General features: G+C 35.6%; 16 protein-coding genes and 1 pseudogene. 3 read left to right on the top strand and 14 right to left on the bottom strand.

Annotation, left to right across the window (positions count from 1 at the left end):
* Positions 1-125 precede the first annotated feature (125 nt).
* The 8 genes from BUB48_RS12700 to BUB48_RS12665 all read right to left on the bottom strand — a co-directional run bounded on the left by BUB48_RS12700 (position 126) and on the right by BUB48_RS12665 (position 7,416).
* Positions 126-1,718, bottom strand: coding sequence for a HAMP domain-containing sensor histidine kinase (locus BUB48_RS12700; RefSeq protein ID WP_084524597.1), 1,593 nt, complete (start codon positions 1,716-1,718; stop codon positions 126-128).
* Positions 1,708-2,406, bottom strand: a complete 699-nt coding sequence (locus tag BUB48_RS12695) for a response regulator transcription factor (RefSeq protein WP_073026607.1) — start codon at positions 2,404-2,406, stop codon at positions 1,708-1,710. Before BUB48_RS12695 ends, BUB48_RS12700 begins: the two co-directional genes overlap by 11 nt.
* Before the next feature lie 519 nt (positions 2,407-2,925).
* Positions 2,926-4,056 (bottom strand): hypothetical protein, encoded by a 1,131-nt coding sequence (locus BUB48_RS12690; protein ID WP_073026606.1) that lies wholly within the window; start codon positions 4,054-4,056, stop codon positions 2,926-2,928.
* Between the two features lie 309 nt (positions 4,057-4,365).
* Positions 4,366-5,439, bottom strand: a complete 1,074-nt coding sequence (locus tag BUB48_RS12685; protein WP_073026605.1) for a hypothetical protein — start codon at positions 5,437-5,439, stop codon at positions 4,366-4,368.
* 127 nt (positions 5,440-5,566) lie between these two features.
* Positions 5,567-6,079 (bottom strand): hypothetical protein, encoded by a 513-nt coding sequence (locus BUB48_RS12680; RefSeq protein ID WP_073026604.1) that lies wholly within the window; start codon positions 6,077-6,079, stop codon positions 5,567-5,569.
* A gap of 84 nt (positions 6,080-6,163) precedes the next feature.
* Positions 6,164-6,688 carry a M56 family metallopeptidase gene (locus BUB48_RS12675; RefSeq protein WP_073026603.1) on the bottom strand — a complete coding sequence of 175 codons (525 nt, stop codon included), beginning with the start codon at positions 6,686-6,688 and terminating at the stop codon, positions 6,164-6,166.
* 31 nt (positions 6,689-6,719) lie between these two features.
* Complete coding sequence (locus tag BUB48_RS12670; protein ID WP_073026602.1) at positions 6,720-7,037, bottom strand: M56 family metallopeptidase; 318 nt, start codon at positions 7,035-7,037, stop codon at positions 6,720-6,722.
* A 1-nt stretch (position 7,038) separates the two neighbouring features.
* Positions 7,039-7,416 carry a BlaI/MecI/CopY family transcriptional regulator gene (locus BUB48_RS12665; protein WP_073026601.1) on the bottom strand — a complete coding sequence of 126 codons (378 nt, stop codon included), beginning with the start codon at positions 7,414-7,416 and terminating at the stop codon, positions 7,039-7,041.
* 440 nt (positions 7,417-7,856) lie between these two features.
* Here BUB48_RS12665 and BUB48_RS12660 point away from each other — a divergent pair, with 440 nt between their 5' ends.
* Positions 7,857-8,417: a winged helix-turn-helix domain-containing protein gene (locus tag BUB48_RS12660; protein WP_073026600.1), complete on the top strand. Its 561-nt coding sequence runs from the start codon at positions 7,857-7,859 to the stop codon at positions 8,415-8,417.
* Positions 8,418-8,718: 301 nt separating this feature from the next.
* Here the strand turns inward: BUB48_RS12660 and BUB48_RS12655 are convergent, their stop codons facing one another.
* The 6 genes from BUB48_RS12655 to BUB48_RS12635 form a co-directional block, all read right to left on the bottom strand.
* Entirely contained in the window at positions 8,719-9,195 is a 477-nt protein-coding gene (locus BUB48_RS12655) for a pyridoxamine 5'-phosphate oxidase family protein (RefSeq protein WP_073026599.1), read from the bottom strand.
* Positions 9,196-9,549: 354 nt separating this feature from the next.
* Positions 9,550-9,747 (bottom strand): GNAT family N-acetyltransferase, encoded by a 198-nt coding sequence (locus BUB48_RS19155; RefSeq protein ID WP_242944213.1) that lies wholly within the window; start codon positions 9,745-9,747, stop codon positions 9,550-9,552.
* On the bottom strand, positions 9,744-9,971 hold the full coding sequence (locus tag BUB48_RS18600) for a hypothetical protein (RefSeq protein WP_242944212.1): 228 nt from the start codon (positions 9,969-9,971) through the stop codon (positions 9,744-9,746). The genes BUB48_RS19155 and BUB48_RS18600 overlap by 4 nt, the downstream gene beginning before the upstream one ends.
* Positions 9,972-10,228: 257 nt before the next feature.
* Positions 10,229-10,789, bottom strand: coding sequence for a GNAT family N-acetyltransferase (locus tag BUB48_RS12645; RefSeq protein WP_073026598.1), 561 nt, complete (start codon positions 10,787-10,789; stop codon positions 10,229-10,231).
* A gap of 293 nt (positions 10,790-11,082) precedes the next feature.
* Positions 11,083-13,581 carry a GxGYxYP domain-containing protein gene (locus tag BUB48_RS12640; protein ID WP_073026597.1) on the bottom strand — a complete coding sequence of 833 codons (2,499 nt, stop codon included), beginning with the start codon at positions 13,579-13,581 and terminating at the stop codon, positions 11,083-11,085.
* A gap of 388 nt (positions 13,582-13,969) precedes the next feature.
* On the bottom strand, positions 13,970-15,703 hold the full coding sequence (locus BUB48_RS12635) for a sigma-54 interaction domain-containing protein (RefSeq protein ID WP_073026596.1): 1,734 nt from the start codon (positions 15,701-15,703) through the stop codon (positions 13,970-13,972).
* A gap of 428 nt (positions 15,704-16,131) precedes the next feature.
* On the opposite strand from BUB48_RS12635, the gene BUB48_RS12630 reads away from it, so the two are divergent.
* Positions 16,132-17,424: an L-cysteine desulfidase family protein gene (locus tag BUB48_RS12630; protein WP_084524595.1), complete on the top strand. Its 1,293-nt coding sequence runs from the start codon at positions 16,132-16,134 to the stop codon at positions 17,422-17,424.
* Between the two features lie 46 nt (positions 17,425-17,470).
* Positions 17,471-17,804: pseudogene (locus BUB48_RS12625) on the top strand (hypothetical protein); the annotation flags it as partial.

Below are 17,804 nucleotides of genomic sequence, written 5' to 3'. Positions count from 1 at the left end.
AATTTATACTTTCCTAGCATTATAAAAAGGGCATCCTTCAAAAGTATTTACATCTAAGGAAGCCCTTCTATAAATCATTTTAAATTGAACATGGAGAAAAAGCCATGTAATCGCTTTTTCAAAGGCTATTTTTGCTTCAATCCTACGAAAAACCTGATACAGTTTCCTTTACATTCTGCCCATATATCTCCTTGGTGAAGATCCACTATGCTTTTAGCTATGGCAAGTCCAAGGCCTGAACCACCCATGGATGATGTTCTGGACTTCTCAAGTCTATAAAACCTATTGAAAAGATTAGGTAGTTCTTCTGAAGGTATGGGATCTCCTCTGTTTTCTATGCACACTGTAACCTTACCATCAATACAACTTAAATTGATGGCTATCTTTCCTGGCTTGTAGGAATATCTAATGGCATTGACCAGAAGATTTTCAAAAACTCTAACCATCAAATCTGCATCCACATTCACAATTATTTTTTCATGAGGTATTTCCTTTACGAATTCCAATTGGTTCTCCTCACTGGCAGGCACCAATTCTTCAATCAATTGTTCCAAAAGTTCATTTATATTTACTTCGGCAATATTTAACTTAATACCTTCGTTAGATATCTTAGTGTATTCAAAAAGATCATCTATAAGCGTCTTAAGCTTTTCTGCCTTGCCATAGGCTATGTTTACAAAATCCTCTAATTGCTTGCTGTCTTCATATTTCTTATCACTTATGAGTTTCAAATATCCCATAATGGAAGTAAGGGGAGTTCTCAAATCATGTGATATGTTGGTAATCAATTCATTTTTTGTTCTCTCCGCTTTCCGCTCTTCTTCTATCTTGGATTTAAGTTCTTCTGCCATATTATTAATGTTATTGGCAAGAGAGGCCAGTTCATCGGACCCCTTCCTTGGCACTCTGAAATCAAGGTTACCTGTAGATATGACCTGAAGTCCTGCGGCTATTTCCTCTATATATTTCATCTTTTTCTTTGTGAGAAGTTGAAAAGTTATGATGAATACTCCTATGTACACAATTGTGGTTATCAAGGTGGCTGCTCCAGCTCCTGTATATTCATAGGCAATATTTGCTTCAGGTACTCCGGTGCCGATAACATAAACCTTCATGTCCTTTAGCCTTGAAGGATAAAGGCAGGAATATTCCATTAATGTTTGGGGAACTCTCGAACGGTCTTCTACATGCTTTATATTTCTAATCAGTTCATACAAATCAATCTCATTTTCTACAACATTGGCTGATTTGTATAATACCTTACCATCCATATCCGTAATCATTACTTTTAAATTTCCCTCTTCAACAGCTTCATCTATAATTTTCTGAATATAATCATCATCCAACCGTAAATCAGGCGTCTCCTCAATGCTTTCAGCAATACCTCTCACAATATCATCAGTTTCATACATGCTTATGGTGTATTCTATATAGGCATTTCTTGTATAAGCCGTCAAAGTCTCATAAGTATAGGTTCCAAGAAATATAGACACCAAAAGGCATAGGACAAAAGTCAGAATCAATTGCATTCGAATGCTGGCTTTAATCCTGATAATAATTTCTTGACAAATTGCTTTTAAAGATCTGGAAAATTGCTTCACTGGTGAAAGCAATTTTCTTATGGGCCAAAAAAGCAGCTTCACCAACCGGATAATTGGTTTCATGAGCCAGACTATTGGTTTCATCAACCATGAAAAGTCTAAAAATCTAACTTTCAAATTTATACCCCACTCCCCAAACAGTTTTTATATATTGAGGTTTTCTCGGATCCAGCTCAATCTTTTCCCTTATTTTTCTGATATGCACCATCACTGTATTGTCAGATTCATAATAATCTTCTTTCCATACGCTTTCAAATATCTTTTGTGTGCTGAATACTATACCCTTATTTCTTGCAAGAAGCTCAAGAATATCGAACTCCTTTGGGGTAAGCTTTACCTCTTTCCCATCAACAAACACCTCATGGGTAGCAACATTTATGCTTATATTGCCAATTTCAATTTCATCCTTCTTTGACGGTTTTGGAGTATTAAGCCTTGTATATCGTCTTAGTTGAGACTTGACACGAGCCATTAGCTCCAAAGGATTAAACGGTTTTGTCACATAATCATCAGCACCGGTACTAAGACCTATAATCTTGTCTATATCCTGGCTTTTAGCAGATAGCATAATTATAGGCATGTTTTTTTCTTCCCTTATTTTCATGCAGGTTTGTATCCCATCCATTTTTGGCATCATTATATCAAGAATGATGAGATGTACCTCATTCTCTTCCAGAATCTTAATGGCCTCAAGCCCATTGGATGCCTTCAACACACTATAGCCATCATTTTTAAGATAAATTTCTATTAAATCGCTGATTTCCTTTTCATCATCAACAATAAGCACCGTTTCCTTATTGATCATAGACTATCCCACCACCAAATAAACTAATCATCTATTTATTATCCCTTCCCATTATATAACATTTTTCATAATAAATTTTTGAGAAAATCTTAAATTTTTCTTAACCATATAACTGTACATCTGTTTTTTGTACATGCTAATAATCGAATGGCTGAAAACCTGATGTAATGGCCATATTTGAATACAACAGTAAAAACCAGGAGGTGTTCCGATGGATTAAGAAAACTATAGACTTGCAGAAATAAAAGATGATGCAAAGCTTAGAGCAAAGTTAAAAAATATGAAGCGGAATTAACCTAGGAGTTGGGTGAACAAGTGGTACTAATCGCTTATTCCAAAGATCAAAACTCCCCCAAACCCCAATAATTAAATAAAGATGCCAAAATAGGACAAAAAGTGCCAGGAACAAGCTATCAGGTTATACATTTAGTTGTTATCAACCTGACAGCTTATGCACCTAGCACTATATGATTTATACCTTTTCAGGCAGACCATATTTATTTAATCTAGAGAGAGGGTTTATTTTTTTATTTCATTATCAAGCCATGTTTCAATGCTGCTGCCAATATTTAATATTGAATTGTCCAAAGGTATGCGGAATCCATGACAACCGCACTGACATGGTTCATTGCGCAACTTCCTGTCACAGCCATATCCCCTTGCAATTAATTGTTGCAAGTGTGAGGGAAACTCTTTGATAACATCAGAATATTTATCTACTTTTTTGGCTTTTATAACTAAGCAATAACCAAATCTCATGGTAAAGGAAAACTCCCATGCTCTCTTTTGATATATATCTTTTGTGGATAAGACTTTCCGACTATTCTTTATATCTGCATAAGCAAAATGAATATCCAATACCGATTTAATGACTGCACAAGTCATTCCCATATCTATATAACGCTGGTGCAATTCTAATGCCAGCTTTTGGACTTCTTCAGGTAACGGATGTAAAAAATCTCTCAAAACATCAAGTACATCTGAATCTTCTTCCTTTATTAACCTGTAATCACAACATAAAAGATTATCGTGATTATTGTCGTTTATATATCTTTTCCTGCGCAACTCTACATCTGCAATAGCCATAACTTTCAACCCAACCAACAAGACAGGGTCATTGGGGTATGATACTTCCAATAATCCTATTCCGGAAATATTAACCTTCTTTGCTTCTAAATCAACACCGTTAAAAGCAAAACCACATAAAGTTAAAAAACGCAAGCATTCAAGCAGCATAGAAGAAGAGTTTTTTGGATTTTTTTTATTCCCTTTCCCATCAATTGAAGATGTATATGAGGGCAATTCTGTTACCAATAATGTTTGTCCATCCTCAGACAGCTTACCATAGTAACCTATATCAGCTAACAGATCTGTAATACTATGTAAAAAGGGATAATCCATCTGGCTCTTCGGATTTTTTTGTGGCTTTACAAATAAATGTCCATCTGAAATTAAACGGTGGCAAAATAAATACAAAAAATCTCTGAAAGCAACAACGCCCTTTCGTATGATCTCTTCCTTTGCGATGCTTTCAAATCTGGGTTTTATGGCATAATTCTCAGGTATATTGGCCGGTATCAAATTTTTTATGTATTCAGCAATTTCACTGATGGGTTTTTGAGTTATTGGGCCTCTATCATGTGCACTCATGTTTTCTCACCTTCTGTTTTTAAAATTATTATAATGTATTTAATATGACATCAGCATGTCATATTAAATATAGTTGTTGGACAATTCTTTTAAATCATGATAGCTGGAAGCGACAAGAATCAATTATATTAATTTCCTTGTATCCTTAAATTCCCCTATTTTTTTGCTTTGTTTTGACATATACTATTTTAATTATACTATGTATCGGATATAAATAGAAAAAGCCTGGCATGCTTGCATTGTACCAAGCTTTTTACTTATATCCCTTAATAGATTCATATGAATTTATGGTTTATACGCTTTTGCCACCTATTTTATGACAAACTCTTCTGTTGAAGGCAACCCTTCCCAGACATACCCATCAGAGCGATAGTATGTTCTTTCTACAAATCCGTCTGTTTTTACATAGTCTATAACAAAAACCTGGCCTGTTTCTATCAACATTGGGTAATTATCATAAGGCAATACATCCCCTGTTTTCTCATTGTTCTTAAAGTCATCATAAGCATTTTCCAAGCGCCAGAATTGTCTATAGGCATAACCATTAAAACCGTTTAAATCTTGCTTTCCAAAATAGCTGGCTTTATACTCTTTGTTATTGATGGTGAATTTATCCACTCTCTCTGGTTCAATCATCTTTGTTAACCATGTCAGATCCTCTGCCCAAATGGCATCTCCATAACGCACTTTCAATTGATTAGCCATGCAGGGAACGGATTGAGTATTATATTCCATAGCATAAAAATCTGTATGTGCTCCCCCATAGATTCCCATAATATTGGCGCCCTCTAATTTGTCAAACTCGCGGATAAAATTTTCTACCATTTTGTTTTCCCGGTAAGCAAAGTCTTCATCTTTATAAAAAACTTTTCCCTGTTCGATGGCTTCCATGGTCAATATGTATTTCTCTGTTCCTTTCATATTATTTTCTTCAAGGTACTTTAAAAATCGTCGCCCCGTTGAATCATATTGATGCCCTACATCAGTTCCATGGAAAATAGTTTCCGGACACTGCTTTTTTATTTTTTTATAAAACTCTTTGACACATTCCTTATAGGATGCTGTACCTTTCCAATCTTCAAAGACCTCATTTAAAATATCGTCGTTGTCTGCCTTTATCCAAAGGTTTAAAAACTCCGCAGTATAATAAGGCTCTTCAACAAATAAGTGACGCATGTTATCCTCATGATAATACTTACTCCATAGTTCCAATTCTTTTTCCAATATCTTTTCATTGCCATGATATTCTCCATACAAGTAAATTTTCCCCATTGGCTTTTCTAAAGACTTGTCTTCATTGACAAATGCAAGGCTTTTTGAGCAGACAACCAAAGCTAATATCATGGATACAGCAATTAGTTTAAATAATATTTTATTTTTCATAACCCCACCTCATTATATATTTTTTGTTGAAAAATCCTTCATAAAATTGATTCATCTTCTGTACATTTACCATATCTCAAATTCATGAATTTTAATCTATCCTGCGTGTCAAATCCATTGAGGCCCCTTACTGTTTTTCAACTCCTATCAACTTTCCCTTTTGATCATAAATTGTATGAACAGTGATTTGCCCACCGTCAACAGACTCATAAGTAAAAATGCCGCCTGCTTTATTTTCATCTATAAATTTTTTTACTAATTGACCGTTATAATAAACATTACCCCTGCCGTTTTCTTGAAGCTCTTTGTATTCAATACCAAAAGCCTTATACTCAGCAAACATCTCTGCAAATGTTTTACCCTCTGATGTAACATCTCCCATTACATATGTGACCGGATTGTAGTATCCCTTCAAATCATCCAAGTTTCTTTGAGCGAATTCCTCTTGTGTGTATTTCACAATTCCAATCAAGTCACCAAAAGGATTTATGCTTCCATCCCCATTGTCCTCGACTTTGCGTATTGTGTGAACGTCAATTACACCATCTTCATTCAAATATTCATAATTAACAATTGAAGCGTTATTGCCTGACTCCACACCATCCCAAAAATACCTCACAAGCTCATCATTAAAATACATATTCCCGTCTTTATCGAAGGAAATGCCGAACCGCCCGTATTCTGATAGCAAATCTTCTTTTGTAGATATATTCTGGACAGCCTGTTAAGGGTCTTCTCCTGATGAAAGTACATATGTGGCATATGATTCGTGAACCGGCGGTAAACTGGTTGCAGATGCCACCACCCCCGTCCCCAGTGTTGCTGCCAAAACCAGGCAAAGAACTACAATTGCTGCCTTTTTTTGGCTTGTGTCCATAATGGAAAATATTCTTTTCTTCATGCCTTTTTCACCTCCATAAAAATTTGTTGAGAATGCTGTTTGAGTTCTTGATTGATTTTTAATGATTCCAATGATGATTTCACTGTAACGCTGTCTCGTGCCAATATCAGCCTTTTTTACTACCTCAGCATCACATGATATCTCGCATTGTGAGGCTATTGCCTTTGCCATGGCATACACCACAGGATTAAACCAGTGGATGGCAGTAGCAATAAACACCAGCCTTTTATACCACAAATCCTTTCGTCTTAAGTGTATCAGCTCATGTTTGAGGATGTATGACAATTCATCCATTGAAAAATCATACCCCGGCAATAAGATTACAGGTTTTAAAAAGCCAATGAGCATTGGACTTGAAATACAGGGGCATATTTGCAGCTTAACCGGTTTGACGCCATAGAATTACCGATAGAACCTGTGTCGGTATATTGTCTGAAATTGCTACCTCTACAGCATTATCCCCATATCCCGGCATGATTTGCCTTATATAATCAGGGTCAGCCTCAATCTGAATAAGCGCTGTATCCGGATGAACCCTGAATGGAATGATTAGACCTATTACAAGCACCAACCAGATATAATACAACCATTTTGCAGAATATTTTCTTGACAACCACGGAGTAGCAAGAATAAATGCCAATATAAGCACCGACATGGTGACAGAACATTCCATTAATGCAGCCATAAACACCTGCACGTCAAGTCCTCCGTTCTTTTACCCATTTCATCAGTTCTTCGATGTCGGAATCCTTAAGCTGCTTGCCATCATAAAGAGTATTCACAAAACTAAGAAATGAGTTTTCATGATAAAGTTTCATAAAGTTACCTGTCTCGAATTTCAGATAATCCTCTTTGCTTATAAGCGGAAAAAAGGTACGCTCCTTACCCTTTTTCTCTGTCCGCAAAAACCCCTTTTCCACCAGCCGGAGCATCAGTGAAATTACAGTCGGTGCTTTCCATCCGCGCTCATTACCTAAGGCTTCCATAACCATGTTACTTGTTATGGGCGGTTCCTTTGACCACACCACTTTCATGATCTCGAATTCCGTGTCAGGTAGTCTTCTAAAACTGCTCATTCATATCGTCTCCTTTTTAGACAATTGCCTATATTTATATTTTACACTTGCCTAAAATAAATATCAATAGAATTTAAAATTATTTTTTGCAAATGTCTAAAATATATCTATAGATTTCTCAAAACTCATTTTGCTTTGGTATCATTTTATCTAAAAATAGAATATCCTTTAAATCTAATTCAAGCACATCAATAATCTCCCAGTTATTATTGTTTCATCTTCAAATACATTTTTAAGTAATTTTTCACCAATAAAAGAGTAAAGCATTTCGTAGAAAAAGGCTTAAAGCTAATTTTAGAATAGAAAAAAATGATAGGTGAAACGTATTATGATTTCAAAATTTTTTTAAAAAAAACTTGCTTTCATTGCGCATACATTATATAATATACATTGTAATTACATATTGTAAAAAACAAATATGAATAACAGGAGGGATTCCCATGGCACCAAAAAAAATTGCAGAAGGAGATACAATAAGCATAAGATTCCCATTGAATGTGGATAAGGAAGTATTGGAATGGGTTAACGCACAAACTTCCATCAATAATTCGCTAATATCGCTTATAAAAAAAGAAATCAACTCCAATGGAATAACAGACTTAAGTCAAAACAACGATAGCTCCTTACCTACGGAAAAAGAAATGATCCCTTATGTTTTTCAATACATAGCTAAGCCAAAGGATTCCAAATTAGGTGCAAATGTGCAAGAAATATACGAATATTGTGCAAATGCACTAAATATAAGCTCTAATCAGAGAAACATCCCTTCCAAAGCCAATATAAGTCGTTACGAAAATCGGGTTAGGTTTGTTATACTTAAGCTTAAAAATCAAGGCCTAATAGAATCTCCTAAAAGAGGCTTTTACAAACTTACGGAGCTGGGGAAGCTTTTTATAAATAACAGTTTTGATGTTCGAGAATTCGATGCTATAATGCAAGCAGGCTTTATAAAAAAGCTCATTAATGGAGAAATAAAGTACCCGGATAAAACTTCCGATTAACATTAGAAAGTACAGATAACTTTGTTGGTTTGTATATGAACACACTTTCTGAAACATTGCTAGTTTCAGTCTGTCCGGCAATATCTTTCAAGCCCTTGTTTTTTGGTAATTCAGTATATTCAACCATAAATTTTAAGATCTATAAGAATGCTTCGCCAGAATTTTAGGATCTATATGGTAAATGGAACCATAACATTGAAGGGAAAGGTTTATTACCTTTCCCTTCAAATAATAATTATATAATTACGTTTTTAATTATAGGCAGCATGATTTATTTTGTACTTCCTAAGAACAAATGAACTTACTCCGCTGTTTTATTTACAAAATCAACTTTATATTGCCAGTCGCCATATTTTTTTTCGTTATCAGTAATTGTTGCTTCTGTAAGAGTAATTTGCAAAACAATTGACTCAGGGCTGTCTTCATTAGCATGGTCATTGAACCATTCGAAGTATTTTTTCATCTTGGCTCTTATTTCTGCATTTTTCTCATCTTTAACCCATCCTAGGTTCTCAGCTATACCATGAGCTGTGAACAGATCCAATCCGCAGACAGAAACTTCATTGTTCTTTTCAATCTCCAGGGTTTTGTTTTTCCATGAAGCTGAAGAAACATAGAACTTACCGTCTTCATAATATGCATCAACAATGCGAACAGAAGGACGTGGATTACCAGCGGCGTTCGGTGTCAATGATATTGTAGCAAGAGCGATAAGATTGTCCTTGCCATTTCCACAAAACTCCTCCATAAGTTTCATTGCATTTTCGTATTTGCTCATTTATATACTCCTCCTTAAATATGTTTTAAATGAAGTGCTTTCCCATTGATCATGGTGACCCCTTGACAGACCCATAACTAAGCAATAACCATATCATAGAGACAACACAAACTCCCATGATCTTAGCTGATATACATCCCCTGTAAATAAGGACTTCCTCTACATGTGCCTTCATTTTCTCTTCTTCTGTTTTCTATAATTATACTTTTTTTAATATGACAACTGTATGTCATGTTTTATTAAATTCAGTATAACCTGTCATTACTCTTCTATTTAGTTCAAAACATGGCCTATTTTATTGTTATTTTCAAAGTCATGACAGGTATTTTTCAAAAAAATACAGCCATGTTTCTGCTAATTTCCATTAAACCTCACAAAAGCAACGCAATTGTAATCTTCGACTTTTATCATCCCGTTTTTCTTATAAAAATTTATTGTCTTTTCGGTTTGCTCCGTCATTAAAACTATCTGGCGAACCGTTTTATAGCGTTCCAGAATCAGCATTAATAATCGGCTCCCAATGCCTTGTCCTTTGTATTCTTCTAAAATCAAAATATCTTGTATATAAACGATGAAAAAAAAACATCTCCTACCACACGAATGAGTCCAACCAGTTTTTCATTGTCCCATGAAGTAATCACTTTTAACGAATTTTGGACAGCATTTTTCAGCTTTATTACATCATTTGTATAAGTATACCATCCTGCATCGTTATACAAGACTGCTAATTGGTCTATTTCAGGTATTACATCTTCTTTAATAATTACTTTGTTCATTTTTACCCTCCTCAAATTTACTCTTCAATTTGAAGAAGATTTCGTAATTTAACCACCTTATTCACCCCTTAATTCTTATATGACTTTAATTCCCCAACTTCATTTCCATATTTTGTAAATAACAGTATAAAAGGCACATATTCCTAAGATACATGAATCTATTAAAAATAGGCTCATTCAAAACAAAGCATTAGGCTTAAGTATATAAGCCTAATGCTTTGTTTTGAATATCATTACATATTTTAAACTAAATCAAGCTACGCAAATCTTTCTTCTTTAACCTTAAAGAATTCTTCCCTGCTAAGTTCATAGTCAACAACAGTTCTCAACTTGCCATTCTGATCCTTCCAACAGTCTTTTCTTATTCCAATTCTCCTGGCTCCAATTTTATTTTCATAGACAAATTGGGCCCTTTCGTTTTCCAGCATGGTATCCCAAGCAATTTTTTCTACTTCACATTTTGAATTAATGGCTTCATCTGTAAAAAGAAATTCGAACAGCATCATGATGATTTTGGGACCATACCCTTTATTCTGATAATTAAAATTGCATATTTTCCATCCAGGATATGCTGTATCCCCTTTAATGCTGTAGCTCAACTCACCTACAGCTTCACCGTCAATTTCTATAATGCAAAGCTGGTTTAATATGTCCGTCCTTCTTTTAATGTTTTCAATAGTATCTTCTATAGGCTCTCCTAACCCATTTGGAAAACCTGCATGTTCCATAACCTTGCCGTCATTCCACCACTTGTTTAATTGAATGGCATCATCAATAATAGCGCTTCTGATTACAATATTATCTTTTTGAATCCTCATAGTTACCCCCTGAATTTCAATAATTTACTTGGAGGGCCTATAGGATATGTACCCTCCTTGCTAACTTAGCTGTTATTGTCATTTTAATCATGCCAAACACTCCCTTTCTTTATTTTTATGAAACACCAATGGTATTATACAGCTTTGAAATAAACTCTCAAAACCATAACTTTTCATAAATAATATTTATATTTGCCTACTATAATCATAGTAATACTCAACAAGCCCAGCTTTTTTGAACTAAAGAAGGTAGCTCTACCCCACATCCAATATATCAGAAATAAAAATCCTCTCTATGTTTTTAAATAAGACACCGAGAACCGTTCCCGATGCCTCACATTATTCTTTATCAATTCCATGAACATTTCAGGAGTTACTATTCTTACTTTGGGATTCTTTTTTAACCTGTTTACAATCTCTTCAACATTATTGACGCCTTTACTCCATACATGGACATAAACGAAAGTATAGGCACTGGTTTTTGTTATATCTGTTTCTCCTGCATTAACTCTTTCATTAATTCTTTTTACCAGTTCATCTTCACTGGTAATGTTATTCCACAGCAAATCCCTGCAGGATACGACTGGTTTATCATTGGACCATAAAATTTCTCCCTTATATTTATCATGCCTGCTATAGTCAAGATAGAATATCCCATCTATGTTTGGTTTTGCAGTAAACTTATCCCACAGTTGTACATCATACAAGGAAGAGTCGTCTATTATAGCAACATACTTTTGGTTTACTCGCTCCATGTAGCTATTCAGCACATTGATATATGAACCTAGTTTCCTTATGTCATATTTGCTTGGAAAAATATATCCGTTTCCTGACGGTGATACGATAAAATTGTTATCTGCCTCTTCATTGCTTATGCCTTGATAATATAATTGAAATACAGTGGGTGCCAAATAGTATAGCGACGGGCTAATGGTCCACCCCAAGTTAAGCTTGTATCTATTTGGATGTCCAAACCATTTATAAATAGAATAATTATTGCCCAAATTCCACTGCTGATTATCTCCATCTGACATGAGAAAAGTCACATAATGAACATTATCCTCTTTCACAACAGGTGGCAATGGTTTTTTAGGTATAGATTTTAACGGAAATGCGCTTAAAGTAGTCAGATTATATGACCAATCTGCTGCCACTACAGCAACACCATATTTTGAAGCCGTACTTACATTGATGAACTCATCAGGTCCCCATCCCAAACAAACAGCATTTCCTTTCATTGATGAAAATACTTTGCTTCTCAAATCAGTTTCATCTACACTGTCTTCATAGAATACAAGCGATTTTGTCATAATGGCATAGTCTCTCAATGGAGCTGCTTTGTCAGGAGAAAGCTGAATTACCATGGAGTGATTTAGCCCCTTATCCCACAGATTTTCATAAGCCCAGCTTTCGTCGGTATTGCGGCAGTCTCCTATCATTTTTTCTATACCATAGCTCTTCACTTTATCCTCAAGTGATTCTTCCACAACTATAGCATTGGTTAACGAAGCAAGAGAACAAGCATTGTTTATGGAAGGATCTTTTTGTACTTTGCTGCCATATATGATATATCCATTTATATAGTCCTTGTAAATGCTTATCAATTCCCAGGGATCAGAAATTATCTTATAATAAACATTATAATTATCCCTTAAATCCTCCAACCATATTTTATAGTCAGGATGGGAAGAACTAAGTGTGTATATCTGTGAAACGGAACATCCGTTTACTATACCCTGCAGGCTTGAAATCATGGCTTTTTCACTTGGTGTCATAGAGTCCAGAGATACAACATACAAGCTCCTCGGCAATACCGGATTCTTCATATAGCTGGAAAATATATCAGAAATCAGTTTAAAAGGAAAAGCTGCTGAATTGGCAGCAGCTTTTTTCCATTGACTCCATTCTACATCGAAGTTATTTCCATGAGCTTTACAGTATTCATAGAATTGATTCAAGAAACCTATCCTTTCCTTATTGTAGAAGGATTGGGTTGTACTTTCCTTAAAATTTGCCAAAGCCAACTGTCGCTTTATGATTTCATCTGCACTAGCTGACTTATAATTTCTCATCATGTCATACATGACCATAAAGGTAGTAGTCCTTCCAATACCTTCCTTGCAGTGAAAATGAAGCCACGCGTTTTTCGGTTGTGCCTTTATGGCATCTACAAAGTAGTCAACCATGTCATCGGTGGGTATTCCTCCGTCTCTTACAGTTACACGCAGATAAGACAACCCTTTTGACTTTACAAGATTATCCTCGTTTTGGACTTTTGTGGGTGTTATGGTCAATTTAGGATGATTGTAAAAACTGATAGGTGTGTTCAACTTAATGCTGTTCAGCTTATTTACTTCATCCAGCAATACCTGATCTCTGGTCAAGCCCAAATTGGCACTGTTTTTTTCGTCTGCCCAACTTACGGAGTATTCATTGATAAATCCATGGGATTCTTGTCTCAAGTCTACCACAGTTATTGGCAGTGAAGTACCAATTGCATCTATGAGCATGGGAAAATTCTTCATCGAAAATTGCTGGCTGCCTGAAATATTTAATTTATCTAATCCCGTTAAATTTAGGCTTTTATTATCTTTTATTATGCTTAAATCTGTAGTTTTGCGAAAATTCTTAGGTAATGCATCTACATTACCCGGCGAATCTACCACAAGATTAACCTCTTTTTTTTCATCTATGCCTTGAGCTTCAATAGCCGTATCCGGAAATAATACCATTGAAATAGTCATTATCGATATTAATAAGAATGATACCATTCTTTTAGAAATTTTATCCAAATAAATCCCTTCTTTCCTTATAAAATGATTAAGGTGATTAATCATAGTATAAGGTGACGGAATATTTTATATACAAGTTATCAATGTCATAATTTCCATAAATTTATAATTTAATTTCGGCTTTTTATATATATTTTCCAATTTAAATGAAACAAGTACTGCACAGTTTCAACTTTTCTGTCTCATTCTTTGTATTTATTTGATGATTTACCAAGGTGATTTAATCCAATTTGTTTCATTCTGTTTGTACAAAATCTGGTTAATTAAATATCAATAAATTACAGCAAAAAATTTAAATATTAATGGGTATGGTTAATTTTGCTTTAAACACCGCATAACAGACCATACCCATTAATATTTCCATCGAGTTTCTCGAAGATGCCCAATGTCATGATTCCAACTTCCTATAAAGAGTGGCTATGCTTATGCCCAACTGTCTGGCTACTTCTCTCTTGGCCTCCAGGCTATTGCCCGAATGCTGAAGATAGCTTTCTATGATCTTCTTTTCATAGGCTTTTACCATATCTCCCAAAGTCATGTTGTTTCGTTCTTTTGTACGGCCCAGCTTTTTTCTGATGTTTTCCGTTCCGACGAGGTTGCTTTCTTCAAAAATCACCGCATATTCAATGAGATTACGAAGTTCTCTTATATTACCCGGAAAAGTATAACTCATCAAAAAGTTTTCACATTCCTCCGTAAAGCCTTTTAGATCTTTATTGTAAACTTGAGAAAAATGTTTCAGGAAATACCTGGACAATATTATTATATCATATCCTCTCTCTCTTAACGGAGGTATAAATATTGGCACCACATTGAGCCTGTAATACAGATCTTCCCGGAAGGTTCCTTCTTCTACCATAGCCTTCAGATCACCATGGCAGGCAGAGATTATTCTCGGGTTAACTTTGATTGGGGTATGCCCGCCAACTCTGATTATTTCCTTCTCCTCCAAAGCCCGAAGCAACTTTACCTGCATAGCATAAGGAAGGTCTCCTATCTCATCCAAGAAAAGGGTTCCGTCTTTGCAAATCTCAAACTTTCCAATCTTGCCTGTGGCATTGGCACCGGTAAAAGAGCCTTTTTCATATCCGAAGAGTTCGCTTTCTATAAGGTTTTCCGGTATGGCACCGCAGTTAATAGGCAAAAAGATATTATTCTTTCTACGGCTGGCTGCATGTATAGCTCTTGCAAACATCTCCTTACCTGTGCCCGTTTCTCCTATGAGCATTACCGAAACATCGCTTTGGGCTACTTGTATTGCCTGCTGGCGGGCATATACAAAGGCTTCGCTTTCACCTAAAATATAGTCAAAGGTTATAAGGTTTTTGCTGATGGCAGAATTCAATACAGACTCCCTCATTTTTTTGAAATCAGAGAAAACCAATATGATTCCCGTCTTCTCATTTTTTATCAGTATAGGATTTGCATTTATGATGAATTCATATCCATTGATATTTACAGGTCCTATTTCACCGCAGAAGTTATTTGATATCAGTTTTTCATATACTTTAGCCGGTAAAATGCTTTTTATCGGAAAGGGACATTCATTTCTCAAATGTAACTTCTCCACTATATATTTATTTGTGGTAATCACATCATTGTTATTATCCATTATGATTATTCCTTCATTGAGAGAGTTTATGAGAGTCAATAGCTCAGAAGAACGGTACTCCAGCATCATTCCGAATTTCTTTTCGCTGAGCATGGTGGATATGATATTGCCAAGCTGACTTTCGAATCTTATATAGCTTTCCTTGTTGTTTATAAGATTTTGTTGAGCTTGCCTGTCAAAGGCACACATGCCTAAAACGCCGATTATCTCATCATTAAACTTAATGGGAATACACATCTCCACCAATTCCCTGCAGTTAGAATGATTGGTACAATTAATGCACATTGAATCCACTGTAGGAGTTTCTATGAAATACTGCTGTCCCGTGGTAAGACAGCTATGAAATACGGAATTAACGGGGGCCTTTTGTCCTACTCCTTCCTTTAGGATGCCCGTAGCTACAATTCTTTCCATATTTTCGTCCACAATGGTTATATCAATGCTGGTTACCGCATTCATGGCCTCTATAATATGCTGAAGTTCATTCTTGATGCTCTTTAAAACGCTCATTTCATCACTTCCTTTCAATGAGTATAAAGAGCAAACCTTATTATAAATATGTGATTACATAATTCAGTATTATAACATAATTATACTTGTCAAAATATTAGTTTTCCTCTGGTTCAATATATTTATCAAGTTTGATAAAAGCTTATCTTTTTTAATAAATATTCACCATCAATTCATATTATAGCTCCATTGCTAATATTTTGGAACTTTAATTATCAAATTTGATAAATATAGTTAATTGTAAAAGCGCATCAGCCAATGATATGAAAGCAAAGGCAGCAATGTCACTGTCATATGCTGAAATCAGCAATATCAAGTATCCCATGTCCTCTTCACCATAAACATAATAAAGTGTTTCAAAGCTTTCATGACTTCGCTGGATGCTTTGGCATGTTACTTGCATTTTCAATAATCGGGAGGTAATGAATATGAAAGATGATAAGCTTCTGATTGAAATCCTTAAGAATCAAGTCAAACCTGCTTTAGGGTGTACAGAGCCCGGCGCTGTGGCTTATGCTGTAGCTCGTGCTAAGGAATTGCTTAATGATGAGGTAAAAAAACTTGAAATCAAAGTGGATAAGAATGTCTTAAAAAACGGAATGGGAGTAGGTATACCTGGGACCAATGAAAAAGGTATAATTTTCGCCGCAGCTCTTTCGCTGGTGATCGGAAAATCTAAGTATCAACTGGAAGTTCTAAAAGATGTAACGGATGAAAGCATAAAAGCTGCCATAAAAATAATAGATTCTAAGATAATCAGATTGAGTCTGGATGAAAAGGCTGACAATCTTTATATTAATGTGGAAGCTTTCGGAGAGAATGATAGGGCTTGCGTAATAATAAAGAACAGTCATTCAAACATCGTATTCGAAAGCAAAAATGATGTCATTCTTTATAATTGTGATGTTTCCCAAACAAAACATACCGAAGAAAATAACTCCCATAATAAGGACATTAAATATAAGATCAAAGATTTTTCTTTTGATGACCTCATAGACTTTGCAAACAGCACACCTTTAGAAAACTTGGCATTTATTCAAGACGGTATCGATATGAATATGAGAATTGCCAATGTTGGCATTAACGAAGACTTAGGCAAGGGAATAGGTAAATGCTTTTACGGCAAAGCTTACGACATTTTCTCTAAGGCTAAGGCCTATACCGCCGCAGCTTCAGAAGCCAGAATGTCTGGATATCTGCTTCCGGTTATGAGCAGTGCCGGTTCAGGAAACCACGGCCTCGTGACCATTATCCCTATAGCTGTCATCGGCTCCGGTATGAATATTCCTAAGGAAAAAATAATTCGCTCCGTAACATTAAGCCATCTGGTAACTATATTTGTCAAGGCTTACCTTGGAACCTTATCCCCTGTTTGCGGTTGCGGTGTTGCAGCAGGCGTTGGAAGTGCCGCTGGATTGACCTATATGATGGGCGGAAATAAAGAACAGATTAAAGGTTCCATAAACAATATGGTAGCCGGTATTTCCGGAATGATATGCGACGGGGCAAAGCTGGGCTGCTCTTATAAAGTTTCGGTGGCAGTAGATGCGGCAATAGATGCCTCCAATATGGCCCTGCAAAATATCTATATCCCATCGGATAATGGAATACTTGGTGAAACTGCTGAAAAAACAATAATGAATCTCGCTAAAGTTTCCATTGACGGTATGAGCAATACAGACAGCACTATTTTAGATGTAATGCTACAAAAATGTGTGTAGCAAAACATAAATCAACTAAAAAACATCAATTTATAGGAGGGATTTTATGAGTAACATAGTAGCGTTCCTCGTTCTTGCCATTGCATACTATATAGGTGAGTTCATAGGAACAAAATCAAAGGCATGGATTCCGTCTTGTTTCGTCACGGCCTGCCTGTTTCTAGTCGGTTATTGGACATTCTTCCCAAATAACATAGTAGATCTGGCAGGTCTAGGTGCTCCTCTGGGAGGAACCATAGCAATCATGCTTTGCATCACCCACATGGGTACAATAATCAGCGTCAAACAACTTCTTGAACAATGGAAAGTCATCGTCATTACACTGGCAGGCCTTGCAGGCATGGTAGCATTCTGCTGGTTCATTTGTGTTCCATTGGTTG

It is taken from the genome of Lutispora thermophila DSM 19022, assembly GCF_900142105.1.
In the GTDB taxonomy this organism is placed as follows: Bacteria; Bacillota; Clostridia; order Lutisporales; family Lutisporaceae; genus Lutispora; species Lutispora thermophila.
Note: the sequence above shows the minus strand (reverse complement) of the source record. Positions and strands in the feature narration are given on the sequence as shown.